18 protein-coding genes and 1 riboswitch are annotated in these 18,249 nt (G+C 62.3%); of the genes, 9 read left to right on the plus strand and 9 right to left on the minus strand.

Annotated elements, in window-relative coordinates:
- Positions 1–195: 195 nt before the first annotated feature.
- Positions 196–1,518 carry an Nramp family divalent metal transporter gene (locus BM70_RS0109175; RefSeq protein ID WP_025855735.1) on the minus strand — a complete coding sequence of 441 codons (1,323 nt, stop codon included), beginning with the start codon at positions 1,516–1,518 and terminating at the stop codon, positions 196–198.
- Positions 1,519–1,559: 41 nt separating this feature from the next.
- Entirely contained in the window at positions 1,560–3,113 is a 1,554-nt protein-coding gene (locus BM70_RS0109180; RefSeq protein WP_025855736.1) for a DUF726 domain-containing protein, read from the minus strand.
- A 198-nt stretch (positions 3,114–3,311) separates the two neighbouring features.
- Here BM70_RS0109180 and BM70_RS0109185 point away from each other — a divergent pair, with 198 nt between their 5' ends.
- Positions 3,312–3,713 (plus strand): RidA family protein, encoded by a 402-nt coding sequence (locus BM70_RS0109185; protein WP_025855737.1) that lies wholly within the window; start codon positions 3,312–3,314, stop codon positions 3,711–3,713.
- Here the strand turns inward: BM70_RS0109185 and BM70_RS0109190 are convergent.
- Together BM70_RS0109190 and BM70_RS0109195 are read right to left on the minus strand one after the other, a co-directional pair.
- Complete coding sequence (locus BM70_RS0109190) at positions 3,703–4,599, minus strand: LysR family transcriptional regulator (RefSeq protein WP_025855738.1); 897 nt, start codon at positions 4,597–4,599, stop codon at positions 3,703–3,705. The two genes, BM70_RS0109185 and BM70_RS0109190, sit on opposite strands and share 11 nt — an antisense overlap.
- Positions 4,596–4,799 (minus strand): hypothetical protein, encoded by a 204-nt coding sequence (locus tag BM70_RS0109195; RefSeq protein WP_025855739.1) that lies wholly within the window; start codon positions 4,797–4,799, stop codon positions 4,596–4,598. The genes BM70_RS0109190 and BM70_RS0109195 overlap by 4 nt, the downstream gene beginning before the upstream one ends.
- Before the next feature lie 172 nt (positions 4,800–4,971).
- Between BM70_RS0109195 and BM70_RS0109200 the strand changes: the two genes are divergently transcribed.
- A complete protein-coding gene (locus BM70_RS0109200) occupies positions 4,972–6,780 on the plus strand; it encodes a monovalent cation:proton antiporter-2 (CPA2) family protein (protein ID WP_025855740.1) in 1,809 nt (602 codons plus the stop codon).
- A gap of 72 nt (positions 6,781–6,852) precedes the next feature.
- Positions 6,853–7,407, plus strand: a complete 555-nt coding sequence (locus BM70_RS0109205; protein ID WP_025855741.1) for a hypothetical protein — start codon at positions 6,853–6,855, stop codon at positions 7,405–7,407.
- Positions 7,408–7,508: 101 nt separating this feature from the next.
- Here BM70_RS0109205 and BM70_RS0109210 read toward each other — a convergent pair whose 3' ends face one another.
- Genes BM70_RS0109210 through BM70_RS0109220 form a run of 3 tightly spaced genes read right to left on the minus strand, consistent with a single transcriptional unit; the run spans position 7,509 to position 9,595 of the window.
- A complete protein-coding gene (locus BM70_RS0109210; protein ID WP_025855742.1) occupies positions 7,509–8,228 on the minus strand; it encodes an alpha/beta hydrolase in 720 nt (239 codons plus the stop codon).
- A gap of 11 nt (positions 8,229–8,239) precedes the next feature.
- Positions 8,240–8,995: a precorrin-6A synthase (deacetylating) gene (gene cobF, locus BM70_RS0109215; RefSeq protein WP_025855743.1), complete on the minus strand. Its 756-nt coding sequence runs from the start codon at positions 8,993–8,995 to the stop codon at positions 8,240–8,242.
- A gap of 45 nt (positions 8,996–9,040) precedes the next feature.
- The gene (locus tag BM70_RS0109220) at positions 9,041–9,595 is read right to left on the minus strand and encodes a histidine phosphatase family protein (RefSeq protein ID WP_025855744.1); all 555 of its coding nucleotides are present in this window, start codon (positions 9,593–9,595) and stop codon (positions 9,041–9,043) included.
- A gap of 36 nt (positions 9,596–9,631) precedes the next feature.
- Positions 9,632–9,762, plus strand: a riboswitch (cobalamin riboswitch).
- Between the two features lie 31 nt (positions 9,763–9,793).
- Here BM70_RS0109220 and BM70_RS0109225 point away from each other — a divergent pair.
- Together BM70_RS0109225 and BM70_RS0109230 are read left to right on the plus strand one after the other, a co-directional pair.
- Positions 9,794–10,006 carry a CbtB-domain containing protein gene (locus BM70_RS0109225; RefSeq protein ID WP_025855745.1) on the plus strand — a complete coding sequence of 71 codons (213 nt, stop codon included), beginning with the start codon at positions 9,794–9,796 and terminating at the stop codon, positions 10,004–10,006.
- Between the two features lie 19 nt (positions 10,007–10,025).
- On the plus strand, positions 10,026–10,754 hold the full coding sequence (locus BM70_RS0109230) for a CbtA family protein (protein ID WP_043274195.1): 729 nt from the start codon (positions 10,026–10,028) through the stop codon (positions 10,752–10,754).
- 1 nt (position 10,755) lies between these two features.
- On the opposite strand, the gene BM70_RS0109235 is transcribed toward BM70_RS0109230, so the two are convergent.
- Positions 10,756–11,295: a DUF4865 family protein gene (locus BM70_RS0109235; protein WP_025855747.1), complete on the minus strand. Its 540-nt coding sequence runs from the start codon at positions 11,293–11,295 to the stop codon at positions 10,756–10,758.
- A gap of 93 nt (positions 11,296–11,388) precedes the next feature.
- Between BM70_RS0109235 and BM70_RS0109240 the strand changes: the two genes are divergently transcribed.
- The gene (locus tag BM70_RS0109240) at positions 11,389–12,261 is read left to right on the plus strand and encodes a LysR family transcriptional regulator (RefSeq protein WP_025855748.1); all 873 of its coding nucleotides are present in this window, start codon (positions 11,389–11,391) and stop codon (positions 12,259–12,261) included.
- Between the two features lie 146 nt (positions 12,262–12,407).
- Here BM70_RS0109240 and BM70_RS0109245 read toward each other — a convergent pair whose 3' ends face one another.
- A complete protein-coding gene (locus BM70_RS0109245; RefSeq protein WP_025855749.1) occupies positions 12,408–12,869 on the minus strand; it encodes an Lrp/AsnC family transcriptional regulator in 462 nt (153 codons plus the stop codon).
- A gap of 158 nt (positions 12,870–13,027) precedes the next feature.
- Between BM70_RS0109245 and BM70_RS0109250 the strand changes: the two genes are divergently transcribed.
- The 3 genes from BM70_RS0109250 (at position 13,028) to BM70_RS0109260 (ending at position 18,222) form a co-directional block, all read left to right on the plus strand.
- The gene (locus BM70_RS0109250) at positions 13,028–14,836 is read left to right on the plus strand and encodes a tyrosinase family protein (RefSeq protein WP_025855750.1); all 1,809 of its coding nucleotides are present in this window, start codon (positions 13,028–13,030) and stop codon (positions 14,834–14,836) included.
- Positions 14,833–16,566, plus strand: coding sequence for a hypothetical protein (locus BM70_RS0109255; protein WP_025855751.1), 1,734 nt, complete (start codon positions 14,833–14,835; stop codon positions 16,564–16,566). Before BM70_RS0109250 ends, BM70_RS0109255 begins: the two co-directional genes overlap by 4 nt.
- A gap of 66 nt (positions 16,567–16,632) precedes the next feature.
- Positions 16,633–18,222 (plus strand): hypothetical protein, encoded by a 1,590-nt coding sequence (locus tag BM70_RS0109260; RefSeq protein WP_081782051.1) that lies wholly within the window; start codon positions 16,633–16,635, stop codon positions 18,220–18,222.
- The last annotated feature ends 27 nt before the right edge of the window (positions 18,223–18,249 follow it).

The raw sequence follows: 18,249 nt of genomic DNA on the forward strand, positions 1-18,249 counted from the left end.
TTCCTACCTCAAAAAGTAGGTAGGATCTGATTTTGCCGGCCAGTATTTTTGGGCAAGGCGCATTGCGGCAGACTTGGGCAACTTCCGCGATGGGACAGCGTTCATGAAGACGACATGCGCAGGCACTACGGTGACCTTAGATCAAGCACACGCTGGACACATTCGAACACAGGTCCTCGTGTTCAACCTGAACGATCAACCCAACACCCACTGCCCAATCAACCAGGCATTCGCCCCGCTGATCACCGCAAACAGGAACCACGCCAGCAACCGTGTCGGCAGCCGATTCACGAATGGCCCCATCAGTTGCTTGTCGCCGGTCATGCGGATCAATGGATACAGCGCAAACGGCAACTGCAGGCTGAGCACCACCTGGCTGAGGATCAGCAGCTTGCCGATGGCATCGTCGCCCATCAGCCATACGCCCAGAAACGCCGGGATCAGCGCCAGCCCACGGGTGATCAGGCGCCGCTGCCAGCAGGGAATACGCAGGTTGAGGTAGCCTTCCATGATCACCTGCCCGGCGATGGTGCCGGTAAAGGTGGAGCTTTGCCCGGAGGCCAGCAACGCGATGCCGAACAGGATGCTGGCGAACGCGCCACCCACCAGAGGGTCGAGCAGGTGGTAGGCATCCTGGATTTCGACCACGTCGGTGTGGCCAGTCTGGTAGAAGGCCGCGGCGGCGAGCACCAGGATCGCAGCGTTGACCAACAGGGCCAGGGCCAGCGAGCCGATGGTGTCGATACGCGCCAGCTTGACCGCGTCCTGCTTGCTGGCGAGGTCTTTGCCGATCAAGCGGGTTTGCACAATGGAGCTGTGCAGGTAGAGGTTATGGGGCATTACCGTGGCCCCGAGAATACCGATGGCCAGGTACAGCGGCGCGGCATCGCTGATGGCCGACAGAGAGGGGGTGAAACCGCTGAACACGTCCGGCCAGTAAGGTTTGATCAGGACCAGCTCGATGAAGAAGCACACTCCGATGGTCGCCACCAGCGCCAGCATGATCGCTTCCAGGCGGCGAAAGCCTCGGTTCTGCAGGGCCAGGATCAGCAAGGTATCGAAGGCGGTGATGACAATGCCGGTGGTCAGCGAAACCCCCAGCAGCAGGTGGAATGCCAGGGCACAGCCGAGCACTTCGGCAAGGTCGGTGGCAATGATGGAAATTTCTGCGAGCACCCACTGGGTGCGGGCAGAACGCTTGCTGTAGCGCTCGCGGCACAGTTGCGCCAGGTCCTTGCCAGTGGCGATACCCAACCGCGAGCACAGGCACTGCACCGCCATCCCCGCAAGGCTGGCCAGCAGCACCACGAACAACAGGTTGTAACCGTAGCGCGAGCCGGCCTCGATGGCCGTGGCCCAGTTGCCCGGGTCCATGTAGCCAATGGAAATCAACAAGCCCGGGCCGGCGAACATCAGCATGCGCTTGAAGAACGACGCCTTGGGATCAACGGCAACGGAGCCGGCCACTTCCGGCGGACAAAACGGGGCGGTAGCGATTTTTGGCAGGCTGAATTTCACGCGGTATCCCAGGCAAACACACTCGATAGAGGCGCAGCTTATCAGTCGGACGCAACCGTGCGCATCACCGTGTCCCGCGGCAGGTCGAAGGCTTCGACTACTTGCACCACCAGGTCCATCTCCTGATTCAGCGCCTCACGCTCCATGCGCTGGCGAATCACACCGATCACCAGCACCGCCAGGGTGGTGATCGAATACGCCGGGCCGGAAAACGCGCGCACCCCACTCACCAGCAGCATCGCCGCGGCCAGCGCCTGGCCGACCACAGGGATGGCCGTGGCGGCACCACGGCGCAGGATAAACCCGGTCAACCCCGCCAGTGCCGTACCACTCAACGCGGTGGTGGCTGACCGGCCGACATCGAAACGGCTGAACAGCCCCTGTTCCTTTTGTGCAGCGGCCTTGAGTTCGGCGTCGAACACCTGGCGGTCGGCGTTGCTGAGTTTGTCCTTGTACTGTTCGATGAGCTTCTCGGCGACCAGCGCTTCAAGGTCGGCCAATTCGACGGTATCCAGAGGCCCGTCAAACTTGATCCCCAGCCGCTGCACCACATCTTCGGCGATCTGGCGGTAACTCACGCCATGGCCACGGGCCAGGTTCATGAAGGTATCGCCGCCCATGCGCTGCAACTCGATGGCCAGCTTGAGTGGCTCACGCGCCGTGGCATCGATCGACGCACTGCGCTTCCGGGCCATCAGTTCGGCGAGGAATTTCAACTCTTCCGGCCGCGCCTGCACCAGCGCCGGGAACAATTCCGCGTCTTCTTCGGCAAAACGCACTTCAGGGCTGCGCTGGTCGGCGCGAATCATGCCGCGTCGCTCGTGCAGCAGGTCGGTGTACTGCACCACCGTCTGCAACTGTGGCCAATAGGCAGCATGGTCGAAGCTCGCCAGGTGCACATTGGTGACCTTGGCCTTGAGCGCCGGCGTCACCGGGATCGCATACCGGCCGATGCAGCGTTCGGTGTCCGGCTTCAGGGCCAGGGCCCAGTCCTTGCTGGAGTGGCAATTGATCACGCGCCCCTTGAGCGGCGCCGAGACGTCATCCCACGGGCTCGACGTGCAAATCGCTCCGCCCATCAACAGCAGATTGTCCAACGGCAGCTCGCGGGCGGTTTCAGGGCTGGCGAGCAGGCTTTTGACCAGGATGCGCGCACCAAGGGAATGACCAATCAGGTTGATACGCCGGACTGCAAGGGACTCGCCGTGCAGGTAGCTGGCCAGTTCTGGCAGCAGGCTCCTGGCGACTTCATCCACCCGCGCCTCGACGCTTTTGTAATGATCGAGGAAATACGCAATCGCCTTGCCCACGCCCACGGTCGCCGCCCCCAGGCTGCCACCGCCGAGCATCGCGCCGATCACCTCCTTGAAGGGCGCGAACAGGTTTTCCAGGAAATGCCCCGCCGGCCAGAACAGCATCAGGTTGGTAGAACCTTCGATACTCGCCAACTGCTCCTTGAAGCTGCCCAGTTGTTGCCGGTTGAAGAACGCCGAATAACCATGAACATAGAGATTGAGCACGTCTCCCTGAGGCTCGCCACACAGTAGGAACGTGGGTTTGCGGGTGCGGTGCATTTCATCCCACTGGTGCTGCATGGGGCAGTGACTCCTGGTGACAAGGGACGGCGATAGTAACAAAGCGCGGGACTCAACGTCGTACCGCCGGGAAAACGCACGCTGAGCCGAGATGGATTATCCATATGGATAGACAGTCATGGCATAAATCCGGGATTTTGTTCGCATATTTACTGCTTTAGGCTGGGTTCAGTCTTGTATCGAATCTGAGGAAACACCATGAGCACGCCCGAATTCTTTGTCACCCCAGGCTACGGCGATTACCTGCGCGAACACCTGCACTACTCGCAAGCGGTAAAGGTCGGTAATCGCGTGGAAACCTCAGGCCAAGGCGGTTGGGACGACGAGTTTCAGATCCCCGTCGACCTGGCCGACGAAATCGCCCAGGCGTTCCGCAACCTGGAACGCACCCTGGCCACGGCCGGCGCAAGTTGGGAGCACGTGATTCACGTCAACTCCTACCATGTCGGTGGCTTCCCTCCCGAGGTCAACGAGGCGATGGTCAAGCACTACCACCAGTACATGCCCAATCATGCGCCGATCTGGACGCAAGTCGGTGTCGAGGCCCTGGGCCTGCCGACCATGCGCGTGGAAATCCGCGTGACCGCGATTATTCCCTGACCCCGAACGTACGAATCACCCACTCGACAAACACCTTGAGCCGCGCGCTCTGGTGGCGGTTGGGTGGGTAAAGGATATGCAACGGCGTGGTCGGGCGTGACCAGTCCGGCAGCACGCTGACCAGTTGGCCCGTGTCCACGTAGTACTGCACGATCGACCTGAAATGCTGCCCGACGCCCAGGCCAGCGAGCAGCATTTCCTTGAGGCCGTTGCCCTCGTTGGTGGAAAACGCGAAGTCGCCCACTTCGATGCGCGTATCGCCCTGCTCGAATATCAGCGGCTCCGGCTTGCCCGACCCGGTAAAGAAATAGCCGACATTGAGATGGTTCTGCGCCAGATCCTGCGGCGACGTCGGCACGCCTCGACTTTCCAGGTAACCGGGCGCGGCGCAGGTCAGGTAGTCCAGGTCGGCCACCTTGCGCCCGATCATCGCCATGTCATCCAGCTTGCCGGCGCGGATCACGCAGTCCACACCCTCCCCCACAATGTTCACGGCGCGATCACTGATGCCCAGGGCCACCGTGATATCGGGATATTCGCGATGAAAATCCACCAGCGCCGGAATCAGCAGGCAATTGGCAAATGACGCCGGCGCATCCACTCGCAGATGCCCGCCGGGCTTGAGGGTTTGCCCGCGCAGGGCGCTGTCCACTTCATCCAGTTCCGCCACCAGGCGCCGGGCGTGCTGGTAATACTCCAGCCCATCGGACGTGGGCGCCAGCGCACGGGTGGTGCGATGCATCAACTTGATGCCCAGGTGCTTCTCAAGGTCAGTGATCAGTTTGCTCACGCTGGATCGCGGCAGCGCCAACTGGTCGGACGCACGGCTGAATGAACCGGTTTCGACCACTCGGACGAACGCGCGCATGGCGAGGAGTTGGTTCACGAGAGGGGTCCGTCAATCGTTATCTGCCCTTCAGGAAACGTCGCGACAATGTCCTGTTCGCCGCCCATCGCATGGATGTAGCCGCGCTTGCGCAACTCATGCAATGGCATTTTCATCAGGTGCTGCCGCAACAACTGCTCGGCTTGCGTGCGGGATTCCGGGGGCATGCCTGCTTGAAGTCGTGCAGATTTCTTAGCCACCGTGGCGCTCCCCTTACCGCTATTCGAATAGGTCAACATTCCAGCAATGGAATACTTAATCAACTTTTTTCCATCCCGCTTTTCCCTTCGCCCCTCAAAAACACAATTATCGACATGTAAAAAGCGCTCTAATACCCCCTGTTGACTGGCTTTAAAGATCCTGGAGTTCGCAATGCCCCATGAAGGCAACCTGTTACAAGCAGCCGTGGTATTCCTGTTTGCCGCTGTGCTGACCGTGCCCCTGGCCAAACACCTGCAATTGGGCGCGGTGCTGGGCTATCTGTTCGCCGGTGTGATCATCGGCCCGTCGGTGCTGGGCCTGATCGGCAACCCGCAAAGCGTCGCGCAATTCTCCGAGCTGGGCGTGGTGTTGCTGCTGTTCATCATCGGCCTGGAACTGTCGCCCAAGCGTTTATGGGTGATGCGCAAGGCGGTGTTTGGCGTCGGTCTGGCCCAGGTGTTGCTCACCGGGTTGGTGATGGGCGCGGTGGCGTTGTGGTTGTTTGGCCAGTCATGGAACAGCGCGGTTGTGCTGGGGCTGGGCCTGGCGCTGTCGTCCACCGCCTTTGGCCTGCAAAGCCTGGCGGAGCGCAAGGAGCTGAACCAGCCACATGGTCGCCTGGCGTTTGCCATCCTGCTGTTCCAGGACATCGCCGCAATCCCACTGATCGCCATGGTGCCACTGCTGGCCGGCAGCGATCACCCGACCACTGAAGCCCAGGGCCTGCAGCATGTATTGCAGATCCTCGGCAGCATCGCGGTGGTGATCATCGGTGGACGCTACCTGTTGCGGCCGGTGTTCCGCATTGTCGCCAAGACCGGCCTGCGCGAAGTTTCTACGGCCACCGCGCTGCTGGTGGTGATTGGTACCGCGTGGTTGATGGAACTGGTGGGCGTGTCCATGGCCCTTGGCGCCTTCCTCGCCGGCCTGCTGCTGGCGGACTCGGAGTACCGCCACGAACTGGAATCCCAGATCGAACCGTTCAAGGGCCTGCTGCTGGGTCTGTTCTTTATCAGCGTGGGCATGGGCGCCAACCTCAGCCTGCTGCTCAGCTCGCCGCTGGTGGTGATCGGGCTGACGCTGCTGCTGATAGGCTTGAAACTGCCCCTGCTGTACGCCGTGGGCCGGTTGGTGGGTGATCTCAATCGCGAAAGCGCCCTGCGCCTGGGCGTGGTGCTCGCCGCCGGCGGTGAATTTGCCTTTGTGGTGTTCAAGATCGGTCGCGACCAGGGCCTGTTCGAACCGCCCCTCTACGACATTTTGGTACTGACCATCACCTTGTCCATGGCGCTGACGCCGCTGCTGTTGCTGGTGTGCCCGAAGCTGTTCAAGCCAAAGGTCAAGCCGGTGGAAGTCCCCGAGGCATACCGCACCATCGAAAGCGACGCCCCACGCGTGATCATCGCCGGCATGGGCCGCATGGGCCAGATCGTGGCGCGGATCCTGCGCGCACAGAACATCTCGTTTATCGCCCTGGACACCTCGGTGGAAACCATCGAGCTGACTCGTAGCTTCGGCGGCATGCCGGTGTTCTATGGCGACCCGCAACGCCCCGAAATCCTGCACGCGGCCAAGGTCGACCAGGCGGAGTTCTTCGTGATCGCGATGGACGACCCGGAGATCAACATCAAGACTGCCGAGCGGGTGCGCAACCTCTACCCGCATATGAAGATCATCGCTCGCGCGCGTAACCGCCAGCACGTGCACCGCCTGGTAGACCTGGACGCCTCGCCGATTCGCGAGACGTTCTACTCCAGCCTGGAAATGAGCCGCCGCACCCTCGTAGGCCTGGGGTTGAGCCAGGCCCAGGCCGATGCGCGCATCACCCGCTTCAAGAACCACGACCTGCAACTGCTGGCCGCGCAACACGCGGTATACGACGACGCGGCGAAGGTGATGCAAACCGCCCAGGAAGCACGGGCAGAACTCGCGCGGCTGTTTGAGATGGATCGACTTGAGGAAGAGTCCGACAAGGCGTGAGGCTACAGGTGAACGATTTTGCGAATTTTCTGACAGAATACGGCGCAATTTCGTTCACCCCTGGAGCGCTTCATGGCCACTTTCACCAAGACCGCCGTCCTGCTGGCCCTCGCGCTGACCGCCGGTAGCGTGTTCGCCGCGTCCAAGCCGACTACGCAAACCATCTCCACCTTGGGCGGCAAGTTCACCTTCAACCTGCCCAAGGCCTATGCTGCCGACACCTTGCCCACCGGCAAGGCCGAAGATGGCACCGCCGACACCCAAGGTACGATGTACGCCAACCAGACCACGAAAAGTGTGGTGATCGTCGCCGAAACCGTGCGCAACGATGGGATAACCATTGGGGATAACGACGCAACATTCCTGGATGGTGCCGTGGCTGGCTTCGTCAAGGACCAGAGTGCGGCCCTGCCCGACTTCAAGAAACAAAGCGAGAAGAAACTGACCTTCAAAGGCCTGGGCCTGCGCCAGGTGGACAGCACCGCCACCCAGGGCGGCGGCAAGACGCTGAACTCCACATTCCTGGGCGGTTCGGGCAACCACCTGCTGGTGATCCAGGCGATTTCACGGGCGGATGATGCCAAGGGGCATGCGGCGTTGGTGAAGCAGATTACCGGCGGGAAATAACCCGCACGCACCTGAGCCGGCTTGCCGGCGATGGGTCCTTGAAGTCAGCGTAATATCCAATGGCGCCATCGCCGGCAAGCCGGCTCCTACAAGGGAGGTGGTCAGTTCAGGCTTTTTTCCAGCCAGGCCTTGAGGTCCTGCACTTCGGTTTCGCTGATGGTGTGGTTCATCCCCGGATACCCATGAAACTCCGGCTTCAACCCCAACCCGGTCAATACCTCGTTCGCCCGGGTCGCCGAGGCATAGGGCAGCGCCTGGTCCAGGGTGCCGTGGCCGATGAAGATCGCCAATTGACCCCGTGACGCGTCCGGCTTCAGCTGCGCCTTGAGCACCGGCAACACGCTGCCACTCAACGCCGCAATGCCGCGCAGCAGCTCGGGCCGGCGCAAGCCCACCTCGTAGGACATGATCGCGCCCTGGCTGAAGCCGACCAGGAACACGCGGTCAGGTTGGGTGTGGTACTTGGTGGTGGCTTTGCCGACAAAATCTTCGATCAACTTGGCGCTGCGCTGCAGGTCGGCGGTCTCGCCATCGTAGTCGCCGTCACCGGGCGTCTTGGTGAACCAGCGATAGCCGTGCGGGTCCACCGGCATCGGCGCACGGGCCGACAGGTACGTCCAGGTGGGCGGCAGCGCCTCCTTGATGCCGAACAGGTCTTCCTCGTTGCTGCCAAACCCGTGCAGGAAGATCACCAGCGGCTGATTGCGCGCGTCGCCCTGGGTTTGTTCCAGGTACGACAACGGCAAATCGGTGTGCAGCGTAGCGTCGGCATGGGCGACGCCGGCCACCAGGGTCAGCGCCAGGGCAAACAATTTGAGCATGGGACGTTACCTCAGGGTTTGCGGAGCAGATAAGTGTCCATGATCCAGCCATTTTCCAGGCGCGCCGCCTTGCGCACCCGCTCGATGTCTTCAGCCACTTCACTCACCTTGCCGCTGATGAGGATCTCGTCCGGGGTACCCAGGTAGGCACCCCAGTAGATGTCCAGGCCCTGGTCCGCCACGGTGCGGTAGGAATCTTCGGCGTCCAGCATCACCACCAGGGTGTCGGCATCGCTTGCCTGCCCTGCCGCCAGGCGGCGCCCGGTGGTGATCTCGACCGACTTGCCGATGCGATTGAGCGGCACTTTGTGCCGGGCGGCCAGGGCCTGCACGCTGGTGATGCCAGGGATCACCTCGAACTCAAAGGAACAGCGGCCACTGGCCAGGATCGCCTGCAGGATACGAATGGTGCTGTCGTACAGAGCTGGGTCACCCCAAGCCAGGAAAGCGCCCACTTCGCCGTCAGCCATTTCCTCGTTGATCATGCGTTCGAAGGTCTGCTGCTTGTCGCGGTTGAGGTCCTGCACGGCGGTGGTGTAATCGATGTCGCCGCGCACCCGCTCGGGGCACTCGGCCTCGACGAAGCGGTAGCCGGGTTCGGTGATGTAGGTCTCGCAGATCTCGCGACGCAGGTCGATCAACTTGTCTTTGCTCTGGCCCTTGTCCATCAGGAAAAACACGTCGGTGCGGTTGAGCGCCTTCACGGCCTGCATCGTGATGTAGTCAGGGTTGCCGGCGCCGATGCCGATGATCAGGATGCGTTTCATGGGATGCTCTCATTGCGGGGCGGGGATTTTGCCATGTTCACGCGCTCAGGCGTGAGTTTCCAGGCGCAGGCGCCAGACCTGGTTGAAGCGCAGTTCGGTGGCCGACAACGGTTCGACATCGATCCGGTAGAACATCGACAGCGGAAACCGCATGACGTGCAACATCGCGGCGCGGATCACAAACGGATGAGTGATGGCCACGACATGGCCAGGCCGGGATTCGAGGGACCTCATCCATTCGCCGACCCGCACGCAGATCTGCTCCACCGACTCACCGCCAGGCGGTGCGAACGTGCTGTCGGTGAGCCAGGCAGCCAACTCATCGCCACCCAGTTGGTGGATGTCCTGGCCCTTCCACCGGCCAAAATCAGCATCACGCAGGGCGTCTTCGCTGACCGCGTCCGCACCGAACAGGCTCGCCGTCTGCCGGGCCCTGGCCTCCGGCCCGCACAGCAGGCGCCGCGTTTTCTTGTAGCGATCGGCCAGGGACAGCGCCGCGCCTTGCCAATCCATCGCCACGGCCTCGTCATCGGGAAAACGTCCCTGTTTCTGCAAGGGCGTGACGGCGTGGCAGATCAATGTCAAACGGGTGGCTTGCATCACAATTTCACTCTGTTTCGGTCGGCAGTCAGCGTAGACTGGCGAAGTTGTTTCAATATGTTACAACGAACATGAAACAGGAAGCCGGTTCAATCCCGGCGCGGTCGCGCCACTGTATTCGGCCCAACAGCCGTAAGCCAGACCCTGTTTCAGCCCTATCGCTATCCATTTCGGGACGCGTCATCCCTGGAGGTTTTCATGGCTACTGCTGCTGCAACGACCCCTGATGTCTATGTGCCGACGATTCCCCTGGGCGAAATCCTGCCCTGGGCGATCTTCGGCGGCCTGCTGTTGCTGCTGGCGATCTACTTCGTCGGCGCCGAGCAAGGTGCTACTGCCGTATTCAAGGGCATGTACGTGCACGAATTCGTCCACGACGGCCGCCACCTGCTGGGTTTCCCCTGCCATTGATCGATAAGGAACACATGACATGACAGGGCATTTACTCGTACGCGGGATGCTGGTGGGCCTGCTCGCCGGCGTGCTGGCTTTCGGCTTCGCCAAGACCTTTGGCGAGCCGCAGATCGATAAGGCCATTGCCTTCGAAGACCAGATGGCACAGATGCACGGCGACGCACCTGAAGAAGAACTGGTAAGCCGCGACGTGCAAAGTACGTTCGGCTTGTTCACCGGGGTGGTGGTGTACAGCGTATCCCTGGGCGGCATCTTCGCCTTGGTGTTCGCCTATTCCCTCGGCCGCATCGGCAAGGTCAGCCCCCGAGGCCTGGCCGCACTGCTGGCACTGGCGGCATTCGTGACGCTCATCCTCGTGCCCGGCCTCAAGTACCCGGCCAACCCACCCTCGGTAGGCGACCCGCAGACCATTGCACAACGCACCCAGCTGTTTTTCCTGATGCTGCTGGTGTCGGTGGCTGCGGCGGTGATTGCTGTCAATGCGGCACGCAAGCTGATTGCCCGCCGTGGTATTTGGACGGGCGCGATCCTCGGCGTGGCGTTGTACATCGTGATTGTGTCGGTGGCTGGCAGCCTGTTCCCGGTGATCAACGAAGTGCCCGAGCAGTTTTCGGCGGTGCTGCTGTGGAAGTTCCGTGTCGCGTCGCTGGGGATCCAGTGGGTGCTGTGGACGACCTTGGGGCTGGTGTTTGGGGCGGTGGCCGAGCGCAAGCTCAGCCAGCCAAAAGCGCGCTTCAATTCTTGAATCAAATCCCGGGACGGGCCAGGTACAACACGTGGTAACCCGTTCCGGGATGGTCCGCTTGCAGCGGCTTGGCCGACAAGGTCACTCGCACCAAACGCCACGCTTGCACATCCAGCGCCAGGAACACCGCAAAGGTGTCGCCGCTATCGGCCACCTGTTGATTGCGCCGTTTCTCCTCGGCCAAGACCTTCGCCCTGTCCGCTCCCGGCTCCAACGCCCACTCTTGGCGATACAAACTCAACGCGCCCTGCGCCGTGCCACGCTGTACATCCAGCGGCAACCAGCTCTCGATATGCGGCCGACCGAAACTGTCGAGCACCTTCTGAAAGCGCTCGCCCAATAAAAAGTCGGCGGCCTGCGACGGATCGGCCCACAAGTACACCGACGAGTAAACATTGCCCCCGCGCTCCTGAGCGATAAACGCCTTGAACAGCAACCCTTCGGCGTTATCCCACAACGGTCCCAATTGCGCGGCACGGCGGCGAATCACGCCCATGTCGTAGTCGGCAGGCAAGCGGTGTGAATACTGTTTGGCAAACATGCGAGAACTCCTGTGCAAGATGAGGGTTCAGCTTGCGCAGCGGTGATGATTTCAACAAGATATCAGCCGATATATGTGCAATAAGGATTCGATATGACTGACGCGCTCAAACCGCTGGACATCGATACCGTGCAGGCCTTCGTGCTGGTGGCTGACTTCGCCAGTTTCACCCGCGCCGCCGAAGCCCTCGACACCTCCCAGGCGGCAATCAGCCTCAAGCTCAAGCGCCTGGAAGAGCGCCTCGGTTATCGCCTGCTCGAGCGCACGCCACGCCATGTGCGGCTGTCGCCCCAGGGCGAACAGTTCATCGTAGCCGCCCGCGCCCTGCTCAATGCCCATGAACGCGCCTTGGCCGATATGAACAGCCACGCACAGCGGCGCCTGGTGATCGGCATCAGCGACCACGTCGCCGGCCCCGACCTGCCGACCTGGCTCAGCCGCCTGGCCGCTTATGACCCATTGGTGATCCTCGAAGTGCGCATTGCCTCCTCTCGCGACCTGGTTGCCGCGTTTGATCGCAATGAGCTGGACGCGGTAATCGTACGCAACGAGGGCGACCGCCAGGACGGCGAAGTATTGGCGGTGGAACGCTTCGGCTGGTTCGCCGCCCCCACCTGGCAACACAGCCCCGGCACACCGTTGCGCATGGCCACCATGGCCGCGCCCTGCGGCGTGCGCCAACTGGCGACACGTGCGCTGGACACGGCGCGCATCGACTGGACCGAAGTGTTCGTGGGCGGCGGCGTCATGGCCGTCGGCGCCGCCGTCAGCGCCGGACTGGGCGTCGCCGCCCTCGCCCATCGCGTAGCACCGGCGGGTGCGGTGGACGTGAGCGAGCAATACAGCCTGCCGCCATTGCCGGTGAGTGAAGTCGTGCTTTACAGCCGCATCACCGATGGCCGCTCCAAGGAGACATTGCGTGCACTGAGCGCCACCTTCCGCGGCGTCCTACGCAGCCCCTTGTAGGAGCTGGCTTGCCAGCGAGGGGCGTCAACGATGACGCGGGAAGCCAGCATGAACGCGGCGCCCTCGCGTTTTTCGCCGGCAAGCCGGCTCCTACAGTTCAGGGTGCGAAACCGGGGCGGCCTGGTGCATCCCGGTACAGGAGCTGGCTACCCAACCCCCTGCAACGGCAATTCATAAGACTTCTTAACCGTCCGCACCACCAACGTCGACGAATACGTCCGAATCGGAATATCCCGGTAAGTCTCCAGAAACCGATAGATATACTCGGTGTACTCCGTAGCGTCCCGAAACTTCGCCACCATCACAAAATCAAACTCCCCCGTCATCAAGTAGCAATCCTGAATCTCAGGATGACTGGCAAGGATATGCTGCATCTTGCGGTCGATATCGTTGCTGTCCTTGTCCAACTTGATCAGGAAAAAGGCCGTCACCTGGATCCCCAGCTTGCGCTCGTCCAGTACCGCCACTTTTGCCTTGATAATCCCCATGCTTTCCATCCGGCGAATCCGCCGGTAACAACTGGTGGACGACAGCCCCACACTGTCGCTCAACAACTCCAGGCTCTGGTCGCAATCCTTTTGCAACTTGCCCAGGATCTTCAAATCCATGGCGTCTGTCATCGGTTCCGAATCGTCCTTGAAAAATGCAATGAATCCGTCGCAATGACGGGCCAATTTGCACAAATCCTGCGCAGTGGCTAGTTACCATCGATTCAGCGTAGCAGCCCGGCCAACACCTGGCCTCAAGGCGGCATGAGAGGGATCTTATGATAGTCGCGAAACCGACGTGGACCGCTGATATCCAAGGACTTTTCAGCGCACCCTACTGGATACCCGCCAGCCAGCGCGCCGCCGTGGCGGCCACGTGGATAGGCTGCATGAACGCCTACGACGTGTTCCTGGAAGACCCGGCCTCGGTCAAGACCTGGTCGAAAACCATCTACCAGCACCTCGCCTCGCGCAACATGCCGTTGACCACCGACCAGCAGCAATTCTGGCCCATCGATGCCCTCGAAACCTTCCGGCTGTGGGTCAACCAGGGCTGGCGGCTGGACAGCATCTCGCCGTTCGACCTGGCCGAGCGCATCCCGCCACCGGCGCTGCCGCACCCGGTCAAGCGCGTACGCCAGGACATCCGCGCCCTGAGCCTTGAGCAACTGAACCTGTACCGCGCCAAACTCGATGACGTGATGCACGTCGGCGACCCGGACAGCGGTTCACCCTGGCAGCGCTACGCGTATATCCATACCAACTGGTGCCTGCATTATCAGGAAGCCTTCGCGCTGTGGCATCGCGCCTACCTGCTGTACCTGGAAGCGCTGATCGATTGCGCGATCCCTTACTGGGACTGGATGGCCGCCGACGCCAGTGTCGACGGCAGCCCCCAGGCCGGTTTGCCCCAGGCCTTCCTCGATGAAACCTACGTGCACCCGCACACGGGTGAGGTGCGGCGTAACCCGTTGCGCTACGCGGCTGCCAAGGATGGTTGTTCGAAGGTCTGCGCCACGGCGCCCGTGGACGGCGTGGAGTGCCTGTATGTGCAGCGCAACCCGCTGTTCTACACCCAGGGCGAGGCCTTTCGTTTCGAGCGGACCCAGCTGTATGGCATGAGCCGGATCTTCCAGCAGCAGGTAGTCGATGCGCTCGCGTTCACCACCTTCAGCCAGCCCCAGGGCGTGCCGGGCTACCCCTGGGCCAACATCACCACCTTTGACCCTCCTCAGCCGAACAACCTGTACCCCAACCGCGCGCTGAATTTCGACGGCCTCTACGAGCAACCCCACGACAACTATCACGGCTGGATCGGCGGTGACATGGCCGATAACGCCTACACCGCGTTCGACCCGGTGTTCTGCTCCTATCACGCCAATATCGACCGCATGCTGGAAGTCTGGATCCGCGCCAACCCGGCGGCGCAGTACACCACCCAGTGCCTGCTGCAACCCTTCGCCGGGCACCAGGCCGATGAAGTGACCTTCACCAGCGCCGATGCCTGGCGCTACACCACGCTCGGTGACATGGCCCAGGACAGCCGGCACATCGGCTACGACTACGGCACCCCGGTGGCCCCTCAATTCGGCGCGCCCAAGGCGGCGATGCGTGCGTGCTGCCCGCATCAGAAAACCGCCGGACAGGCCGCCGGCACCGGGCCCTGGGTGGTGTTCGACCACGTGCGCTGCACCCACGACACCTACCTGATCGACGTATTCCTCAACCAGCCCGACGCCACTGCGCAGCATGCCAGCGCCGACAACCCGCATTACGTCGGGCGTTTCAGCCGTATCGGCATGGGCCTGGTGGATGACAAAGGCCGCTGCATCACCCAAGGCGTCTCGCGCGCCCTGAACGCCGCGCGCAGCGTCAAGGCACTGAACCTCAAACCGACCGACGCGGCGCAGTTATCGCTGATCGTGACCCATCCCGATAGTGGCCAGGTATTGACGCCCGACGCGTACGCGGCCCTGCCTGGCTTTATCGCCCAACTGGTGTGGGACGACCCACGCCAAACCTCCGCCGGCCCCGCTCCGGATGCCGGTTGCTGCTCCACCAACACCACTGCTGGAGAACCAACATGAGCACGCCCTTCACCCAATTCACCTCCCCTGCCGAACAAGCGCCCAAGGACTACAACAAACTGGGCCTGGAGGACCAGTTGTCGACCTTCGAAACCAACTGGAACAACAACGTCACCGGCTGGACCCAGATGTCGGTCATCGGCAACCCCTGGTCGAACCTCAACGACGCGCCCCGCTCGGGCTATTACAACCCGCTGGAAAGCGGCTACGGCACACAGACACCGGTCACCATCACCTGGCAGCCGTTCCCCAATCGGCTGTGGACGTTTTTCTACAACAACGGCGCCGCCGTGGTCCCGCAACTGGGCGGCAAGGCCATGACCCTGGACCAAGTGATGCAGTTGACCGACCACGGCCAGATCACCCTCAACAACACCCTCTATTCGCTGTACCCGGACCCGAAGGCGACCCAGCTGCAGATCCCCAGTGTGCTGTGCAAGTCCATCAACTGGAACGGCCCGTATGCCGACTTTTCGCCTTCGGGGCCACGGGGCTGGCTGGATGAATATTGCGAGTGGTCGATCACCCGCGACCCGGACGGCAACATGCGCAGCATCATGTTCACCAGCGAGAACCCGGCGTATTTCCTGACCATGTGGAACATCGACCCGAACGCCGTGCTGGGGCTGTACCAGGCGTATGTCGACCCACGGGTGAAAATCGAAGACCTGTACCTGCGCTACACCGCCGATGGCCCGACCGGCAAGGCCGGCGAACCGGTACTCGACCCCACCACCGGCCAGCCCGCCTACGACACCGTGAACAAATGGAACTCGGGCACCGTGCGCATTCCCGGTGTGTCGGGCGGCGCGATGCACCTGACCTCCGGCCCCAATACCCTGAGTGCCGAGATCTACCTGGCGGCCGCCGCCACCATCCTGCGGCCGCTCAACAGCAGCCGTAACCAGCAGAGCCTGATCTGCTGCGCGCAGTACGGGCAGAACTATCGCAACTCCGACCCGCATATCGGTTTTTCCGCCAACCAGGCCGCAGTCAATAACCTGATCTCGTTGACCAACCCGATCGGCCTGTACCTGCAACAACCGAAATCCTTCAGCACCTGGAAAGGCCCTCAGGGCCAGGATGTCAGCAGCTACTGGCGCGTCACCCGCGGCACCGCCGGCACTGGCCCGAACAACTCCGACCAGATCCTGCAGGCGGTCTTCGAGGTGCCGCAAAGCGCGGGGTTCTCGATCAATGACATCACCATCAATGGCACGCCGATCGACTACGTGTGGGTGATCGCCAACGAGCTGAATGTGGCCCTCAGCGTGACCCCGGCACCGCTCACCGCCCCGCCCAAGGAGTGCGACTGCGTGGCGGCCAACACCACCGATGCACAGCCCTGGCCGGTGCAACTGCTGCCGGTGGACCTGTTCTACGGCCAGTCCCCCAGCGACCTGCCGGCCAGTTTTGCGCCCGGCACTTCGGGCCAGTTCGTGCTGGTGGTGCAAGGCGCCGACCCGAACACCACCGTGGCGAATGCGCGGGTGCAATTTTCCAATCCGGACATCAGCGCCCACGTCACGCAGTTCTTGCCGGATGCCTCGGCGATCCCTGGGCAAACCGACGGTGGCGGCACCCAGGGCTACATCATGACCATCACGGTCAGCAGCAACGCAGCACCGGGGCTGGTCAGCGTGCGCGCGCTGAACCCCAGCGAAGCGGCCAACCCCAGCGCCACCCAGCACCCGTGGGAAAGCGGCCTGGCGCTGGTGCCCGACGCCTGAGTACCTCCCGGCCGCCCATGCCTGGCGTGGGCGGTCGCCCCTGAGCCTTGAGCAAGGAATGCGATCATGAACGGATGGCTTCGCCCGCTGCGCCGGGCACGCTTGAATATTTTCGGCTGGATAACCTGCGCCCTTCTCCCCCTGCTGGCCCCCGCACCGGCCAGTGCGGCCTCGGACGCCCAGAGCTGCGTCAGCCAACTGGTGTTCGATCCTACGAGCGGCGGCTTCCTGCCAGTGAACAATTTTGGCACCGAACAGGACTTTCTCAACTGCTTCGGCTGGCAGTTGTTCATTGCCATGAACTGGCCGGTCGACTCCGGCTGGCCGGCCAACGCGAGCCTGGCGGGTGAGCCAGACACGCAAAGCACGGCAGCCCAGTTCGGCGTGCCGCCAACGCCCGGCCAGCCGATGAGCAACGCCCCGGTGTGGGCCAGCTACAAGGATGCCAGCGAGATCTTCCTGCCCGGCGCACCCAAGCCGTCCGGATGGGGCGTGGAAACCCTGCTGCCGTCCAAGTGCACCGCTACCGGCACTCTCAAGGCGTTCGCCACGGGCGCGCGTAAATACATCACCGCCACCTCAGAAAGCGCGATCAACCGCAAGCATCGCTTCCACCTGTCCAGCGGCACCCAAGTGACATTGCCCGATTCGATCATGGAAGCGTCCGGTGGCTGGCTGACGGACCAGTCGGGCAACCTGGTGTTTTTCGAGCGCAAGGTCGGCAAGGCCGAGTTCGACTACATCGTCAACAACGGGCTGTACGACGCCGCGAACCAATTGATCGTGGCGCAGAACAGCGACAACCGGCATCCCGCCGGCCTGTCATTGCCGGCGGGCAAACTGGTGCGCGAACTGCCGGCCAAAGCGCTGCCCCAGGAAGAGTTGGGCGCCCTGGAGCTCAAGGCAGCCTGGCGCGTGCTCACCAACAAACCCGAGCTGTACGGGCGCTACCTGACCACCGTCGCCTGGCTGCAACGCCCGGACACGCTGGAATGCACCCAGGAAGTGGTGGGCCTGGTGGGCCTGCATATCATCAACAAGACCCAGACCCAGCCGAACTTTATCTGGACCACCTTCGAGCAGGTCGACAACGTGCCCGACGGCGGCGCAGCACCGCCCCAGGGCTACAGCTTCAACAGCACGCCGTGCAGCGGTGATGCCTGCACGCCCAACGTCCCCCGCGTGCAGTGCGATGCCACCCACACGCCGCCCAACTGCACGCCCCTGGACCAGCCGGTGCAAGCCACGCGGGTCAATGCCACGCCTCAGGACCTGCAGACGCTGAACACGGCGGTGCAGCAGACGTTTGCCCAGAAAACCCAGGGCCAATCGGTGTTCCAGTACTACAAACTGGTGAATGTGCTGTGGTCCAAGACGCCCAACGCGCCCAACGATCCAGGCCCTGGTCCCAACGTGAAAACGCCGCTGTCCTACGGGCCGTTCGTCAGCGACCAGAGTGTCGTCGTCGCCAACACCACGATGGAAACCTACGTGCAGACCGACAACTGCAACGACTGTCACCAGTACGCGGCGATTGCCGGCAAGTCCGGGCTGGCATCGGACTTTTCTTTCCTGTTCGGCAATGCCGACTCGGCGAAGAATGCGCGACTGATCAAACGCATCGAGGGGTTCAAGACCCTCAAGGATGATCACTAGACGGCTTTCTGCAGGATCATTCGCGGG

Origin of the sequence: Pseudomonas sp. CHM02 (assembly GCF_000612585.1) — a bacterium.
GTDB lineage: Bacteria > Pseudomonadota > Gammaproteobacteria > Pseudomonadales > Pseudomonadaceae > Aquipseudomonas.